The 13,903-nt window shown below is 62.1% G+C and carries 16 protein-coding genes; 10 read left to right on the top strand and 6 right to left on the bottom strand.

Features of this window, described 5'->3' with window-relative positions; genetic code table 11:
• Positions 1 to 61 precede the first annotated feature (61 nt).
• Positions 62 to 892, top strand: a complete 831-nt coding sequence (locus ACYASU_RS15055; protein ID WP_192174031.1) for a substrate-binding periplasmic protein — start codon at positions 62 to 64, stop codon at positions 890 to 892.
• Between the two features lie 116 nt (positions 893 to 1,008).
• Here the strand turns inward: ACYASU_RS15055 and ACYASU_RS15060 are convergent, their stop codons facing one another.
• Positions 1,009 to 1,176, bottom strand: coding sequence for a DUF2897 family protein (locus tag ACYASU_RS15060; RefSeq protein ID WP_065986232.1), 168 nt, complete (start codon positions 1,174 to 1,176; stop codon positions 1,009 to 1,011).
• A 175-nt stretch (positions 1,177 to 1,351) separates the two neighbouring features.
• Between ACYASU_RS15060 and pyrF the strand changes: the two genes are divergently transcribed.
• Positions 1,352 to 2,050, top strand: a complete 699-nt coding sequence (gene pyrF / locus ACYASU_RS15065; protein WP_282372423.1) for an orotidine-5'-phosphate decarboxylase — start codon at positions 1,352 to 1,354, stop codon at positions 2,048 to 2,050.
• Between the two features lie 45 nt (positions 2,051 to 2,095).
• On the opposite strand, the gene ACYASU_RS15070 is transcribed toward pyrF, so the two are convergent.
• Positions 2,096 to 3,235 (bottom strand): glycerophosphodiester phosphodiesterase, encoded by a 1,140-nt coding sequence (locus ACYASU_RS15070; protein WP_463583256.1) that lies wholly within the window; start codon positions 3,233 to 3,235, stop codon positions 2,096 to 2,098.
• 367 nt (positions 3,236 to 3,602) lie between these two features.
• Here ACYASU_RS15070 and ACYASU_RS15075 point away from each other — a divergent pair, with 367 nt between their 5' ends.
• The 5 genes from ACYASU_RS15075 (at position 3,603) to ACYASU_RS15095 (ending at position 7,476) form a co-directional block, all read left to right on the top strand.
• A complete protein-coding gene (locus tag ACYASU_RS15075) occupies positions 3,603 to 4,535 on the top strand; it encodes a 2-hydroxyacid dehydrogenase (protein ID WP_463583257.1) in 933 nt (310 codons plus the stop codon).
• 60 nt (positions 4,536 to 4,595) lie between these two features.
• The gene (locus ACYASU_RS15080; RefSeq protein WP_346625334.1) at positions 4,596 to 5,360 is read left to right on the top strand and encodes an SDR family oxidoreductase; all 765 of its coding nucleotides are present in this window, start codon (positions 4,596 to 4,598) and stop codon (positions 5,358 to 5,360) included.
• A 142-nt stretch (positions 5,361 to 5,502) separates the two neighbouring features.
• Positions 5,503 to 6,192 (top strand): fumarylacetoacetate hydrolase family protein, encoded by a 690-nt coding sequence (locus ACYASU_RS15085; protein WP_463583258.1) that lies wholly within the window; start codon positions 5,503 to 5,505, stop codon positions 6,190 to 6,192.
• A gap of 95 nt (positions 6,193 to 6,287) precedes the next feature.
• On the top strand, positions 6,288 to 7,193 hold the full coding sequence (locus tag ACYASU_RS15090) for a helix-turn-helix transcriptional regulator (protein ID WP_346631034.1): 906 nt from the start codon (positions 6,288 to 6,290) through the stop codon (positions 7,191 to 7,193).
• Positions 7,186 to 7,476 carry a hypothetical protein gene (locus tag ACYASU_RS15095; RefSeq protein WP_463583259.1) on the top strand — a complete coding sequence of 97 codons (291 nt, stop codon included), beginning with the start codon at positions 7,186 to 7,188 and terminating at the stop codon, positions 7,474 to 7,476. Before ACYASU_RS15090 ends, ACYASU_RS15095 begins: the two co-directional genes overlap by 8 nt.
• Here ACYASU_RS15095 and ACYASU_RS15100 read toward each other — a convergent pair.
• Positions 7,467 to 8,345: a LysR family transcriptional regulator gene (locus ACYASU_RS15100; RefSeq protein WP_463583276.1), complete on the bottom strand. Its 879-nt coding sequence runs from the start codon at positions 8,343 to 8,345 to the stop codon at positions 7,467 to 7,469. The two genes, ACYASU_RS15095 and ACYASU_RS15100, sit on opposite strands and share 10 nt — an antisense overlap.
• 89 nt (positions 8,346 to 8,434) lie before the next feature.
• Here ACYASU_RS15100 and ACYASU_RS15105 point away from each other — a divergent pair, with 89 nt between their 5' ends.
• Positions 8,435 to 9,145: a CTP synthase C-terminal region-related (seleno)protein gene (locus ACYASU_RS15105; protein ID WP_463583260.1), complete on the top strand. Its 711-nt coding sequence runs from the start codon at positions 8,435 to 8,437 to the stop codon at positions 9,143 to 9,145.
• Between the two features lie 4 nt (positions 9,146 to 9,149).
• Positions 9,150 to 9,476 (top strand): antibiotic biosynthesis monooxygenase family protein, encoded by a 327-nt coding sequence (locus tag ACYASU_RS15110; RefSeq protein WP_463583277.1) that lies wholly within the window; start codon positions 9,150 to 9,152, stop codon positions 9,474 to 9,476.
• Between the two features lie 136 nt (positions 9,477 to 9,612).
• On the opposite strand, the gene ACYASU_RS15115 is transcribed toward ACYASU_RS15110, so the two are convergent.
• The 3 genes from ACYASU_RS15115 to ACYASU_RS15125 form a co-directional block, all read right to left on the bottom strand.
• On the bottom strand, positions 9,613 to 11,031 hold the full coding sequence (locus ACYASU_RS15115) for a short-chain fatty acid transporter (RefSeq protein ID WP_463583261.1): 1,419 nt from the start codon (positions 11,029 to 11,031) through the stop codon (positions 9,613 to 9,615).
• Between the two features lie 220 nt (positions 11,032 to 11,251).
• Positions 11,252 to 11,908 (bottom strand): CoA transferase subunit B, encoded by a 657-nt coding sequence (locus tag ACYASU_RS15120; RefSeq protein WP_192174022.1) that lies wholly within the window; start codon positions 11,906 to 11,908, stop codon positions 11,252 to 11,254.
• Positions 11,909 to 11,999: 91 nt separating this feature from the next.
• Positions 12,000 to 12,701, bottom strand: coding sequence for a CoA transferase subunit A (locus ACYASU_RS15125; RefSeq protein ID WP_037013408.1), 702 nt, complete (start codon positions 12,699 to 12,701; stop codon positions 12,000 to 12,002).
• Positions 12,702 to 12,831: 130 nt separating this feature from the next.
• On the opposite strand from ACYASU_RS15125, the gene ACYASU_RS15130 reads away from it, so the two are divergent.
• Positions 12,832 to 13,755, top strand: a complete 924-nt coding sequence (locus tag ACYASU_RS15130; protein WP_463583262.1) for a LysR family transcriptional regulator — start codon at positions 12,832 to 12,834, stop codon at positions 13,753 to 13,755.
• Positions 13,756 to 13,903: the final 148 nt, after the last annotated feature.

Below are 13,903 nucleotides of genomic sequence, written 5' to 3' on the forward strand. Positions count from 1 at the left end.
TGTCTAATTGATCGCGAACGCATAGCTTACGTACTCCGTTTCGCCTGAGGTCCTTGTCTTGATGTCCACGCCGATGCGGATGGCTTTTAAAACCCTGCTGTTCACGACCACAACGCTGTGGGCCTGGCAGGCCGGTGCGACCCAGATCGTGCGAATTGGCGCGGCGCATTTCCCGCCGTACACGATCCGCCCCGAGCGCGGTGAAGACACCGGGCTCTTGCCGCAGATGATCAGCGCACTGAACGCGATGCAGAACGACTACCGCTTTGAAGCGGTGCCCACGTCCATCCCGCGCCGATTTCGCGATTTCCAGCAGGCGCGCTTTGACATGGCCATTTTCGAAAACCCCGACTGGGGCTGGAAAGGCATTCCCCACGAAGATGTCGACATGGGACTGGAAGACGCCGAGGTTTTCGTGGCGCACCGCTTGCAGGGCAGGACCCAGACGTATTTCGAGGAGTTGCACGGCAAGCGCCTTGCACTGTTCAGCGGCTATCACTATGCGTTCGCGGGTTTCGACGCCGACCCTAAATTTCTTGCCGACAATTACAACGCCACGCTGACCTATTCCCACGACAGCAACCTGCTGATGGTGCTGCGTGACCGCGCGGACATTGCACTGGTTACGCGCTCCTACCTCAGCACGTTCATGTCGAACAACCCGCAGGACGCCGATCAGTTTCTGGTGTCGGACCGCGTGGATCAGGTGTATCGGCACTACGCGCTGTTGCGCCCGGACGCACCCATCAGCGGCGAACGCTTCAGCGAACTGCTGAAGAAACTCCGAGAGAACGGGGAGATGTTCAAGATCTTTCAGCCGTTTCGTATCGCTGTGACGCCGCAGGCCACTCACCACGCGGTGGCTCAGGGCGAAGGTGCGAAGAGCGACTGACGAAGGCATCTATTACCTGCCGGGAACGCGCAGCGGGTGATAAGGTTGGTGCGATGGGGGAGCGCTGAAAACGCGCTCCCGCAACGTGCTTCAGCGGCATCGGCGGGCAGGGTGGTTCAGCGGTCTCGCGCTTCTTTTGCGTCCATCTCGGCATTGCGCTCGTGAACGCGCTTGAGCTGTTCATCGGTCAGGGGCAGTTTCTTCGCTGAATCCTTGAGCATCAGCAGACCGCCGACGATCGAGCCGATTGCAACGACCAGAATTAACCAGGCATACCAGGGCATAACGCACTCCTTCTTGTGATAAGGCTTGGAGCAGCGGCGCTGTCCAGTGGTTCAATTGTAGGAGATGCACGACGCCAGGCGCGGGTCGGGCAGGCATTTACCGATTGCCGGGTCCCGCCCTGCGGGATGTTCGGCTACAATGCGCGCCGATTTCGAATTGCCAGAGAACCCGCCCATGTCCGCCTGCCAGACCCCCATCATCGTCGCCCTGGATTTCCCGACCCGCGAAGCCGCGTTGAATCTGGCTGATCAGCTGGACCCTAAGCTGTGCCGGGTCAAAGTGGGCAAGGAGCTGTTCACCAGCTGCGCATCGGACATCGTCGAAACCCTCAACGCCAAGGGCTTCGAAGTGTTCCTGGACCTCAAATTCCATGACATTCCCAACACCACGGCGATGGCGGTCAAGGCCGCCGCTGAAATGGGCGTGTGGATGGTCAATGTGCACTGCTCCGGCGGCCTGCGCATGATGGCGGCTTGCCGCGACGTGCTGGATCAGCGCACTGGCCCCAAGCCGCTGTTGATCGGCGTGACCGTGCTGACCAGCATGGAGCGCGAGGATCTGGCCGGGATCGGTCTGGACATCGAGCCCCAGGAGCAAGTGCTGCGGTTGGCGGCGCTGGCTGAGAAAGCCGGGATGGACGGTCTGGTGTGTTCCGCGCTGGAAGCCCAGGCGCTGAAAGCGGCGCACCCGTCACTGCAACTGGTGACCCCGGGCATTCGTCCGGCCGGCAGCGCAGTGGACGATCAGCGTCGCATTCTGACGCCGCGTCAGGCGCTGGATGCGGGTTCTGATTACCTGGTCATCGGCCGCCCGATCAGCCAGGCGGCCGATCCGGCGAAAGCGTTGGCGGCGGTGGTTGCAGAGCTGGCTTGATCCGCTCTTGCAGTTGAATCGCCGGCAAATGCCGGCGGTTCTGGCTCAAAAACCGCTGCGTTTCAGGATTGAGTCCATGCTTTCCTTCGATGGTCGGCCGTAGAACTTCAGCAGTTCCGAAGCCCGGTTGGTGAAGAACCCGTCCACGCCTTGTTCGCTGATCGCCTTGAAATCCACGGCGTCATCCACGGTGTACGGGTGAACGATCATCCCGCGATCATGGGCCATCTTGTTCATCCACGGCTGCACCAGATCACTGTAGCTCTGGTCCCCGCCGTTCTTCAGCGCTGCCGACGGCCCGGTCCCCACCGCGCCGTGGGCTTTGGCCCAGTCCATCCAGGCGGCAAATTCCTCTTTCGATTTCACCTGCTGGCTGGCGTAGAAGCTGGCCTTGTCCTTGGCCCCCGAGTCCTTGAAGGTCTTGCCCGACGCCGTTTCGATGGAGCCATCACCCAGCCACAGCAGCAGGACTTTCGGCGTGTCGGGCATGCTCTTCTGCAGCAATTCCAGGCTTGGTTTTTCAAAGGTCTGCAGCACCACGCGGCCCGGCATGTGGGCGACGTTGACATAGCCTTTCTCGGCGGCAGGACGCTGGCTCAGCCACCCACGCTGATCGAGCTTCTTCTTCAAATCCTCTTCAATGCCCGGAAACTGCGCCGGCACCTTGGTTTCGATGTACAGACCGGGCTTGTTCTTGCCGCCTTCGGCGATGTCGATGACCTCGTCCAGCGTCAGAATCTTCAGCCCGGCGTAGGTGGCGCGGGCGCGATCGGGGTAGGCCTTGTTGAACCACGAGCCGGCGTCCAGACGCTTGATTTCTTCCAGCGTGAAGGTGTTCAGCGGGTCCTTGGCCCGTTGCGGGTAAACCTCGGCGATGTTGGTGGTGCGCTCCAGCGTGTTGTCATGCAGGGCGATGAGCACGCCATCCCTGGTGCGCTGGATGTCCATCTCCAGGTAGTCAGCACCCAGTTCGCGGGCCAGCGTGTAGGACGGGACGGTCTCCTCGGGCGCATTGAACGATGCACCGCGATGGGCAATGACCGCCGGCCATGGCACGCCGATCTTCGCCGCCAGCGCCCGACCCGGTTCCTTGCCTGTGTCAGTGGCCGCCAGGGCCACGGCGGATGACAACAACACACCGGCGATCGCGGCGCCGCTCAACGTTCTGGATAATCCTTTCAACATGGTTCTGACGTTCCTTTTTGTGCAAGTCCGTTCATGGCGCAGCCGTTGCCGCACCGCGTGGCACATCGTTTTGTTGTGAAAAATCAGGTGTCGCAGGGCTCAAACCTTAAACAGCAACGGGCATGGCGGGCAACGGGGGTTGTCGTTTTGGGGGGAATGGCTGTCGGTTTGATGGAAACAGTTGAGGCCACAGCTGGTCCGTTGATCCGGTATTGGGTGCCTTAAAGTGTCGGCGTTCCGTGTGACGTTAATGGGGCTGCCGGGCTAATGCGCAGCGTCATAACTATGGATTTCCATGTTCGCCCCTGCCCAACCGCTCTCACTCGCGCTACTGTCAGCACCACGAATTTCGCTTGGCGGAGGGATGATGAAAACGGTGTTGGTGCTGGTTGAAAGCGTGAACATGTATTTACCGATTCTGGAAAGCAGCGGCTTTCGCCTGATTCTGGCGCCGACGCCGGCGATGCGTGCCGAGGCGGTGGCGAATGGCGGTGAGGAGATTGATGCGGTGCTGACCCGTGGGCCGCTGGGGTTCACTGCCGAGGAAATGGCGGCGCTGCCGAACCTTGGGATCATCTGTGTGATTGGCGCGGGCTACGAGCGTGTCGACCTCGAAGCCGCCGAGGCGCGGGGCATCGTGGTGACCAACGGCGCAGGGGTGAACGCCCCGACGGTGGCGGACCACGCGATGGCCTTGCTGCTGGCGGCGGTTCGCGACATTCCCCAGGCCGACGCGTCGGTGCGCCGCAGCGAATGGCGCAAGGTCACACGGCCCTCGTTCGCCGGCAAACGCCTGGGCATTCTCGGCCTTGGCTCGGTCGGGATGGCCATCGCCAAACGCGCGCTGGGGTTTGACATGGTCATCCACTATCACAGCCGCTCACCCCGGGCGGGCGTGGATTTCAACTATTGCGCGACCCCGCTGGCGCTGGCCGAAGCGTCGGACTTTCTGGTGGTCGCGACGCCGGGCGGCGGGGCGACGCGGCACCTGATCGACAAGGCGGCCATCGATGCGTTGGGCGCCGAGGGCTTCCTCGTCAATATCGCCAGGGCCAGCGTCGTCGACACCGATGCGCTGATCGACGCGCTTCAGCACGGCCGCCTGGCCGGTGCGGCGCTGGACGTATTTGACGACGAGCCCCATGTCCCCGATGCCCTGAAAGCCTTGAACAACGTGGTCCTTACCGCGCATCTGGCAGGGTTGTCGCCGGAGGCATCGCGCGACACGGTGCAAATGGTCGCCGACAACCTGCTGGCGTTCTACGCGGGCAAGCCGGTGCTGACGCCTGTTCACAGCTGATACGCGGTGGGTGCCGCGATATTGACCGCAGAACGCTCTCTGACACCAAAGGAATCGCCCATGTCTTCATCTTCTGTATTGAAAGTCGCTCTGGTCACAGGCGCCGGCAGCGGTATTGGTCGCGCCGTGGCGCTGCAACTGCTGGCTGACGGCTTTGCCGTGGTGCTGGCCGGACGTCGGCCCGAGCCGTTGCAGGCGCTGGTCGATCAGGCCGAGGCTGCCGGGCAGCAGGCGCTGGCGGTGCCGACGGATGTGCGCGATCCGGCCAGCGTCGAAGCGTTGTTCGCGACCATTGAACGCACATTCGGTCGACTGGACGTTTCGTTCAATAACGCTGGCATCGGCGCACCGGCGGTGCCGATGGATGAGCTGTCGGTGGAGCAGTGGAAGAACGTCATCGACACCAACGTCACCGGGATGTTTTTGTGTGTGCGCGCCGCCTTCGGACTGATGCGCCGCCAGGTGCCTCAGGGCGGACGAATCATCAACAACGGCTCGATTTCGGCGCACACGCCACGGCTGTTCAGCTCGCCTTATACATCGAGCAAGCATGCGGTATTGGGCCTGACCAAAAGTACTGCACTGGACGGTCGGCAGTTCAATATTGCCTGCGGTCAGATCGACATCGGCAATGCCCTCACCGAAATGACCGATCGCATGACCAAAGGCGTTTTGCAGCCCAACGGTGAGCTGCAGGTCGAGCCAACCATGAACGTGCAGCACGTCGCCGAAGCGGTGAGTTACATGGCCGGGCTGCCTTTGTCGGCCAACGTGCTGAACATGACCGTCATGGCCAGTGGTATGCCGTTTGTGGGGCGTGGCTGATCTGTCGGCTCGGCTCGGCTCGGCTCGTTGCGTTGAGCTGCGTTGTTTTGTCCAAAACCAGATGGGATCTGTCCAACCCGGCTGAGCGATCAACCGCCACACTCAACCCCATGCCGAGCCACCTTTAATCAAGGACACTGCCATGACCGAGTTCGTTATCGCCCCCGTTGCCACACCCTCCCTGGCCGTTGCCGGGACGGCTAGCCGTTTTCCGATTCGCCGGGTGTTCTGCGTCGGCCGCAATTACTCCGATCACGCCCGAGAAATGGGCCACGACCCCGACCGCGAGCCGCCTTTCTTCTTCATGAAGCCCGCTGACGCCGTGGTGCCCGCTGAAGGCCAGATTGCTTACCCGCCGCTCACCGAGGACCTGCATCACGAGATCGAACTGGTCGTGGCGATCGGCAAGGACGGCGTGAATATTGACCCGCAGGACGCCTTGACCCATGTATGGGGCTACGGCGTCGGCCTGGACCTCACACGCCGCGACTTGCAGGCGCAGGCCAAGAAAATGGGCCGGCCGTGGGAGTGGGCCAAAGCCTTCGACGCCTCCGCGCCCGCCACACCGCTGCGCCCGGTCAGCGAGATCGGCCATCCGGAAGCCGGCGCGATCTGGCTGGACGTCAATGGCGAGCGCCGTCAGGAGGGCGATCTGTCTGACCAGATCTGGGCGGTCAGGGACGTGATCGCGCACCTGTCGCAGTCGGTCGGAGTCAAGGCGGGCGACCTGCTCTACACCGGCACGCCGGCCGGGGTAGGCGCTTTGCAGCGCGGTGATGTGGTCACCGCCGGGATCGAAGGCATTGCCGAGCTGAATGTGACAATCGGCTGATCCCACGTTACGCCCGCCTGAGAATCCTTTGGTTCGGCTGCCGCCGTTGCCCTACCATGGGGCAGTCCGAACCCGCGATTTCAGGTGTTTCAGCGATGGCCCATCCCTCCCGCATCCAGACCTATGGCATGCAGCAGCGCAGCGACCGCATGGATTTCTACATCCGTGACAAGTCCGCCCGACCCGCGCTGACGGCGCCCCATCGTCATGACTATTTCCAGATCCAGATCAACCTCGGCGGCGACACCGTGCAGCACATCGGTGGCGCGGTCAGGCCGTTTCCGCGCAATACCCTGGCGTTCATCCTGCCCCATCGCCTGCATGTGATTCCGCACCCGGAAGACGGCAATTTTGTCGTCATCAACTTTTCTCAGGACTTTCTCCTGCAGCATCTGCAGTGCGATCCGATGGACCTTGAAGACGTGCCCGTCGCCGAGGCGCCTGAGCTGGCGCCGTTCCGGTTTCAGGAACATCTGGATTTCACCCTTGATGACGCCGACTTCGCTGAGGTGACCGCGCTGCTGGGGCAGATGCGCGACATGGATCGCGGCAGGCAGTTGGGCTCCGGCGCCATTCTGCGGGGCTGCCTGTTGCAGCTGATTGGCACGGTGTGCAATCGCTACGAAGCGCAGTTGCTGGCGCTGTCGGCGAACAAGGCCGAGCGGCGGGGACGGCGCGATGCGATGAGTCGGGTGATCGACTATATTCGCGCGCACATTGCCGATCCTGCCATGACCCTCACCGATGCCGCGGCGGCGGCCTTTCTGTCGCCCAATTACCTGACCCACCTGCTGCGCAAGGAAACCGGCAACAGCTTTTCCGAACTGGTCCTGGAGCGGCGCATGCGGCTGGCGCGCACGCATTTGATGAACAGCAGCAAACCCTTGAGCCACATCGCCGAGATCTGCGGGTTTACCGACGAAGCGTATTTTTCACGGCGCTTTCGTAAAGCCCACGGCATGCCGCCGGGCCAGTTTCGCCGGGAGCGGCGGGGTGGTTAAACGGCTTTTAAAGTGGCTTTTAAAGGGGACTGATTTATTTACAGCGCTTCACCGTAAATTAATCTGTCCCCGTTTTAGCGAGAAAGTGATAGCGACTGAACCGGCCTCTTCCCGGCTGAAGCCGGTCCCACTGAAAGCGTCGTGCCCGATCAATCTCAATGTGCTGGCTTCTTTCCTGGCTGAACGCAGGCTTCAAGAACAGCGCGTACTTAGTGGGACCGGCTTCAGCCGGGAAGGCGTCGGCACAGCTGGCATCATTCCGGTGCTGTCGGCCTACAGCTGAATCGCCTTGGTCAGCTCGCTGAACAACGCCGACACCGAGCGCAAGGCTCGGCAGTCCGGGCGCGTCAGCAGCCACAGCCCGGTGGCATGCCCTTCGATTGCCTCGCTCAAAGGCTGAACCTCGCTGTCCCGAGCCATGAAATCCGGCAGCGCTGCTACGCCCATGCCTGCGCGCACCAGTTGGGCGACGGCAAGCATGGAGCTGCAGCGGTAGGCGAGGTTCACGCCGGGCAGATGCTGCCGACGCCACATCACGGTGGGGTGGTCGGGCAGGAAATCGTCGGGGGCGATCCAGTCCATGTCGTCGAGGGCCCGATCACCGCAGCGTCGCGCGTAGGCCTCGCTCGAGCAGACCCGATATCCGACCGTGCCCAGGCGAGTGCCGACCAGATGCTCGGGCGGCGTGTTGGTCAGACGCAGGGCAATGTCGGCATCGCGGCGGCTCAGGTTGGCAAAGGTGCTGGACGTGTTCAGTTCCAGGCGCAGGCCCGGGTAGTCCGGCATGAAGCGGCTCAAGGCGGGAAGCAACAGGCTTTGCAGGACGGCTTCGGTGCAGGTCAGGCGCACGGTGCCGCTGACGACTTGCCGGCCCTGCTCGAGGCTCAACTGCGCGAGGGCCAGCGCGTTTTCGGCACTCTCCGCCTGTTGGGCGAGCGCCAGTGCTGCGCTGGTCGGTACGTAGCCGGCGCGGCTCTTGTCGAAGAGCGTTGTGCCCATCGACTTTTCCATCCGCCGCACCGCGCGAAACACCGTCGAGACATCGACCTTCAGCAGATCGGCGGCCTTGGCCAGGGTCCGCCCCCGCACCAGCGCGAGGATGAGGGTGAGGTCGGCATGGTTGATTCGATAGTGCGCAGCTGCATTGATCACTTGCCCGGACGCCCATTCTGATTGCAGGGCCACAAGCTTATAGTCGCCTCCGGACCCCACGCAAAGCGTTTTGATATCAGGGAGCACACATGACTCAGCGGCAGAAAATCCGGATCGCATTGGTAGGTGACTACGACCCAAGCGTGCCGGCACATCAGGCCATACCCGTGGCGCTGGACAGGGTGGCGAACGAAACGGGGCTCAGCGTGCAGGCAACGTGGGTGCCGACGACGCACATCGGGGATGGCGCGAGCTTGCAGGGCTTCGATGGCATTTGGTGCGTGCCGGCCAGCCCTTATCGCGACATGGACGGCGCGCTGACGGCGATTCGCTTCGCCCGGAAGCGGCAGGTTCCCTTTCTCGGGACGTGCGGCGGCTTTCAGCATGCGTTGCTGGAGTACGCGCGCAATCAGCTGGGCTGGGCCGATGCCGAGCATGCCGAGACCGCGCCGGAATCGGAGAACGCAATCATCACGCCCTTGAGTTGCTCGCTGGTCGAGGCCTTCGCACCGATTCGCCTGCGCCCAGGTTCGCGAATTGCCGCCGCGTACGACGCACTGGAAACCCACGAGCGCTACCGCTGCCGCTATGGTTTGCGCAAGGAACTGGAGGCCGACGTGTTTGCCGGCCCGCTGAAAGTATCCGGCTATGACGAAGACGACGAGGTGCGCGCCATGGAGCTCGACAGTCATCCGTTCTTCGTCGCGACGCTGTTTCAACCGGAACGCGCCGCGCTGGAGGGCAGCACCCCGCCGCTGGTGAAGGCGTTTGTGCTGGCCTGCGCGGCGGAGTTGATTTGACATGATGATGGCAAACACCTTTGGCGTGCCGTATTACGCGGTGATTTTCACTTCAATCCGCACTGAGCTCGACGCTCAGGAATATGACGACGCGGCCCGGCGGATGCTTGAGCTCGTTCGTCAGCAGCCGGGGTTCCTCGGCGTGGAATCGGCACGCACCGACGATGGGCTGGGGATCACCGTGTCTTACTGGACGGACGAAGCAGCAATCCTGGCCTGGAAGGAACATCCGGAACACCGGGAAATCCGCGAGCGCGGCCGGTCCACCTGGTATCGGCGATGCACTACGCGGGTTTCCCAGGTGGAGCGGGAATACAGTGTCGGGGGGTGACGTTTTGCAACCTGCAACCTGCAACCTGCAACCGGGGACAGATTAATTTACGGTGAAGCGTTGTAAATAAATCAGTCCCCTCTGTGCGCGAGTCACCTCTGTGGGCGACATTTACCCTCCCGCGTTATTTATTCAATCAAGGCATGACCGGCGGGATATACGCCAGCGTCGTGCCGAGCACCCACAGCAGAAACAGCACCAGCGGCGTATGCACCAACAGCTGCACGAACGAGAAGCCGATCAAATCCCGTGCCTTCAGGCCGAGCACGCCCAGCAGCGGCAGCATGTAAAACGGGTTGATCAGGTTCGGCAGGGCTTCGGCGGCGTTGTATATCTGCACCGCCCAGCCGAGGTGGTATTTGAGATCGTTGGCGACCTGCATCACGTACGGCGCTTCGATGATCCACTTGCCGCCGCCGGACGGAATGAAGAACCCGAGAATCGCCGAGTACACGCCCATCAGCAGCGCATAGGTGTCGTGGGAGGCGATGCTGGTGAAGAACGTCGAGATGTGGTGCGCGACCGTTTGCGCGTCCCCGCCCTTGACGGTTGTCAGCAGCGCGGCAATCGAGCCGTACAACGGAAACTGGATCAGCACGCCGGTGGTGGTCGGCACGGCGCGAGCCACGGCATCGAGGAAACTGCGCGGACGCCAGTGCAGCAGCGCGCCGACCATGATGAACAGGAAGTTGTAGGTGTTCAGGCCGGAGATCGCGGTGATCGCGGGCTTGGTGCTGAACTCGTTGTACAACCAGCCGGACGCCAGTGCGACCATCAGAATGATCAGCAGCGGGCTGTATTCCAGCCATTCGCCCGGGCGGGTTCGCGGCGGCAGCGGTGGCAGGCTAAAGCTCGGGTCAATGCCGCATTCCTTGGCATCGCGGGCGTTGGCCGGGCCGGGCGCTGTGGCGTAGGCGACGATGATCGAGACCACCACCAGGGCCAGCAGCATCACGCCGGACTGCCAGAGGAAGATCGTCTGGGTGAACGGAATCACCCCGGTGATCGCCAGGATCGACGGCGGCAGGCTGGCCGGGTTGGCTTGCAACTGCGCGGCGGACGACGACAGGCCCAAGGCCCACACCGCGCCCAGGCCCAGATAAGCCGCGGCACCGGCGGCGCGGTAATCCATTCTCAGATCGGTACGCCGGGCGAGGGCCCGCACCAGCAAACCACCGAAAACCAGCGACAGTCCCCAGTTGAGCAAGGAGGCCACCATGCTGATCAGCGCGACCCAGGCCACGGCCGAGCGGCCGTTTTTCGGGATGCGCGCCAGGCGGTCGATCAGTTTGACCGCCGGTGGCGAACTGGCGACGACGTAACCGCCAATGACCACGAAGGCCATTTGCATCGTGAAGGGGATCAGGCTCCAGAAACCGTCACCGAAGGCTTTGGCGGTGTCGGCGGGTTTGGCGCCGATGACCAGCGTGGCAAGCGTGACGATGACCACGGCCAGGGCGGCGAACACCCACGAGTCCGGGAACCAGCGTTCCGCCCATTTGGCGCAACGCAGGGCAAAGCGGGCGGAGCGGCTTTCTTCGATGTCGGCGGCCACGTTTATTACCTCTTGGAGTTATTGTTCAGGTTTTTTGGACGGCAGTTTCAAGTGTTGGCGGTGACGCGAAAAAAGCACCGGCTCAGATACAGCAAAGCCCCTTCATCGCTGAAGGGGCAGGGCGGTCTGACCAAAGGTGCGGGTGCAGCAAATGCTTAGGGTGTGGCGAAAACGTGGGGCATGACGCGGATCCTGCAGAACCGCGCCATTGCCGGGTCCATCAGAACGTCATTTCGACCACGTCATCCGGCACGATCAATTTGCCGGCGGTCTTGGCGATGATTTCATCGACGGTCACGCCCGGTGCGGTTTCGCGCAGCACGAAGGCGCCGTTTTCGATCTCCAGGTACGCGAGGTCGGTCAGCACTTTCTTGATGCAGCCGGCGCCGGTCAGCGGCAGGCTGCAGCGCGACAGCAACTTGGATTCGCCGTCCTTGGACGCGTGGGTCATGGTGACGATGATGTTGTCGGCGCCGGCCACCAGATCCATCGCGCCGCCCATGCCTTTGACCAGCTTGCCGGGGATCATCCACGAGGCAATGTTGCCTTCGACGTCCACTTCAAACGCGCCCAGCACGGTCAGGTCAACGTGGCCGCCACGGATCATGGCGAAGGACTCGGCCGACGAGAAAATCGACGCGCCCTTGCGCGCCGTCACGGTCTGTTTGCCGGCGTTGATCATGTCAGCGTCGATGGTCTCTTCGGTGGGAAAGGCGCCCATGCCGAGCAGGCCGTTTTCCGATTGCAGCATCACGTCGATGCCGTCCGGGACGTAGTTGGCGACCAGGGTCGGAATGCCGATGCCCAGGTTTACGTAGAAGCCGTCTTGCAGTTCGCGCGCAACGCGCTGTGCCATTTGTTCGCGGGAGAGTGCCATGGTCTTGGGTCTCTTTTATTCTGTCCGGCCTGTGGGAAGCCCCAGCGCCGGAAATACAAAGGGGGAAAGCGGTTCGAGGACGACGCTGATGTCAGGCTTTTCGGACGGTTCGCTGCTCGATGCGCTTCTCGAACGTGCCCAGGATCACGCGATCGACATAGATGCCGGGGGTGTGGATTTCGGTGGGCAACAGCACGCCGGGCTCGACGATTTCTTCGACCTCCACCACGGTGATCTTGCCGGCCGTGGCCACCACCGGATTGAAGTTCTGCGCGGTGTGACGGTAGACCACGTTGCCGAAGTGGTCAGCCTTCCAGCCTTTGACGATGGCGAAGTCGCCGGTGATGGCTTCTTCGAGAATCACGTTGCGGCCGTTGAACTGGCGGGTTTCCTTGCCTTCCGCGACGGGGGTGCCGTAGCCGGTGGCGGTATAGAACGCGGGAATGCCGGCACCGCCAGCGCGCATTTTTTCGGCCAGGGTGCCCTGGGGGGTGAGTTCGACTTCCAGTTCGCCGCTGAGCAACTGGCGCTCGAACAGGGCGTTTTCACCGACGTAGGACGCGACCATTTTGCGGATCTGCCGGTCCTCAAGGAGGATGCCCAGGCCAAAGCCGTCGACGCCGCAGTTGTTGGAAACCACTGTCAGGCCCTTCACGCCCATGCGTTTGATTTCAGCGATGAGGTTTTCGGGAATGCCGCAGAGTCCGAAGCCGCCGGACAGCACAGTCATGTTGTCAGTCAGCCCGGCAAGGGCTTCAGCGTAGGTTGCCACGCGTTTGTCGAGTCCAGCCATGGTGAGATCCCGCCTTATTTGTAGTTGTGTCCGACAATCTAAGCATCGGAGAGCGTTGGCCGCATCTTCTCTCGCAAGCACTGATTTGTTAATTTTGTTTTTTTGATCGATTGATAAGTAATCCAAATATATGAACGTGAAACAGCTTCGGGCGTTTCTGGCAGTGGCGCAGTGCTTGAGTTTCGCTCAGGCCGGTGAACGACTGCATCTATCGCAACCGGCGTTGAGCCTGACCATCAAGGCGCTGGAGGAGGACCTGGGCGGGCAATTGCTGACCCGCACCACGCGCAATGTCAGCCTGACGCCCGAGGGCGAGGCCTTGCTGCCGCTGGCCCGGCAGTTGCTCGCTGACTGGGACAACACCGAAGAGCTGCTGCGACAGCGTTTCACCCTGCAAATGGGCAAAGTCTCGGTGGCGGCGATGCCGTCCTACGCGGGCAACTTGCTGCCGATCGCGCTGAAGGTGTTTCGCGAGCGCTACCCACGGGTAAATGTGGCGGTGCACGACGTGATCAACGAGCAGGTGGTGGAAATGGTCGGGCATCGGCGCGTGGAGCTGGGCATTGGTTTCGAACCTGAATCTGGCACCCACCTGATTTTTACGCCGTTCTACATGGATCGCTTCGTCGCCGTGGTGCCGAAGGATTCGCCATTGGCCGCGCGCAGCGAAGTGAGTTGGGACGAGCTGCTGCGTCACGATTTCATCACCCTGCAACGCCCGTCCGCTGTGCGTTTGTTGCTGGAGCAGGACCTGCAGAGCCAGCACGGCAAACTGTCGGTGGCGTTCGAAAGCCATCAGCTGTCGACGGTGGGCCGCATGGTCGCCAACGGCCTGGGCGTCAGCGCGGTGCCGTCGCTGTGCATCGCGCAGATGGAAGAGCTCGGCGCTCGCTGCATTGCCCTGGAAGGCCCGCGCATCGAGCGTCGTATTGGCTTGATGACCCAGGCGGACCACCAATTGTCAGCCGCTGCCCAGGGGTTGCGCGAGGTGCTGATCGAATGCGCACGTGACTCAAATGCCGCCTTCGCGAGCAAGCTTGCTCCTACAGGGTGATATCGCGCTCCAGGTGGGAGACCGGTGGCGAAACGGCCAGATCCTGTGAAAATTTAACTGCGACGCAATGCCGCATCCGGTATGGTTCGGCCGGCTGAAACATATTGTTTCAATCCGTCCTGAAATAAAAACCGACCGATAAGGGGTT

It is taken from the genome of Pseudomonas sp. HP_12 (assembly GCF_055283955.1).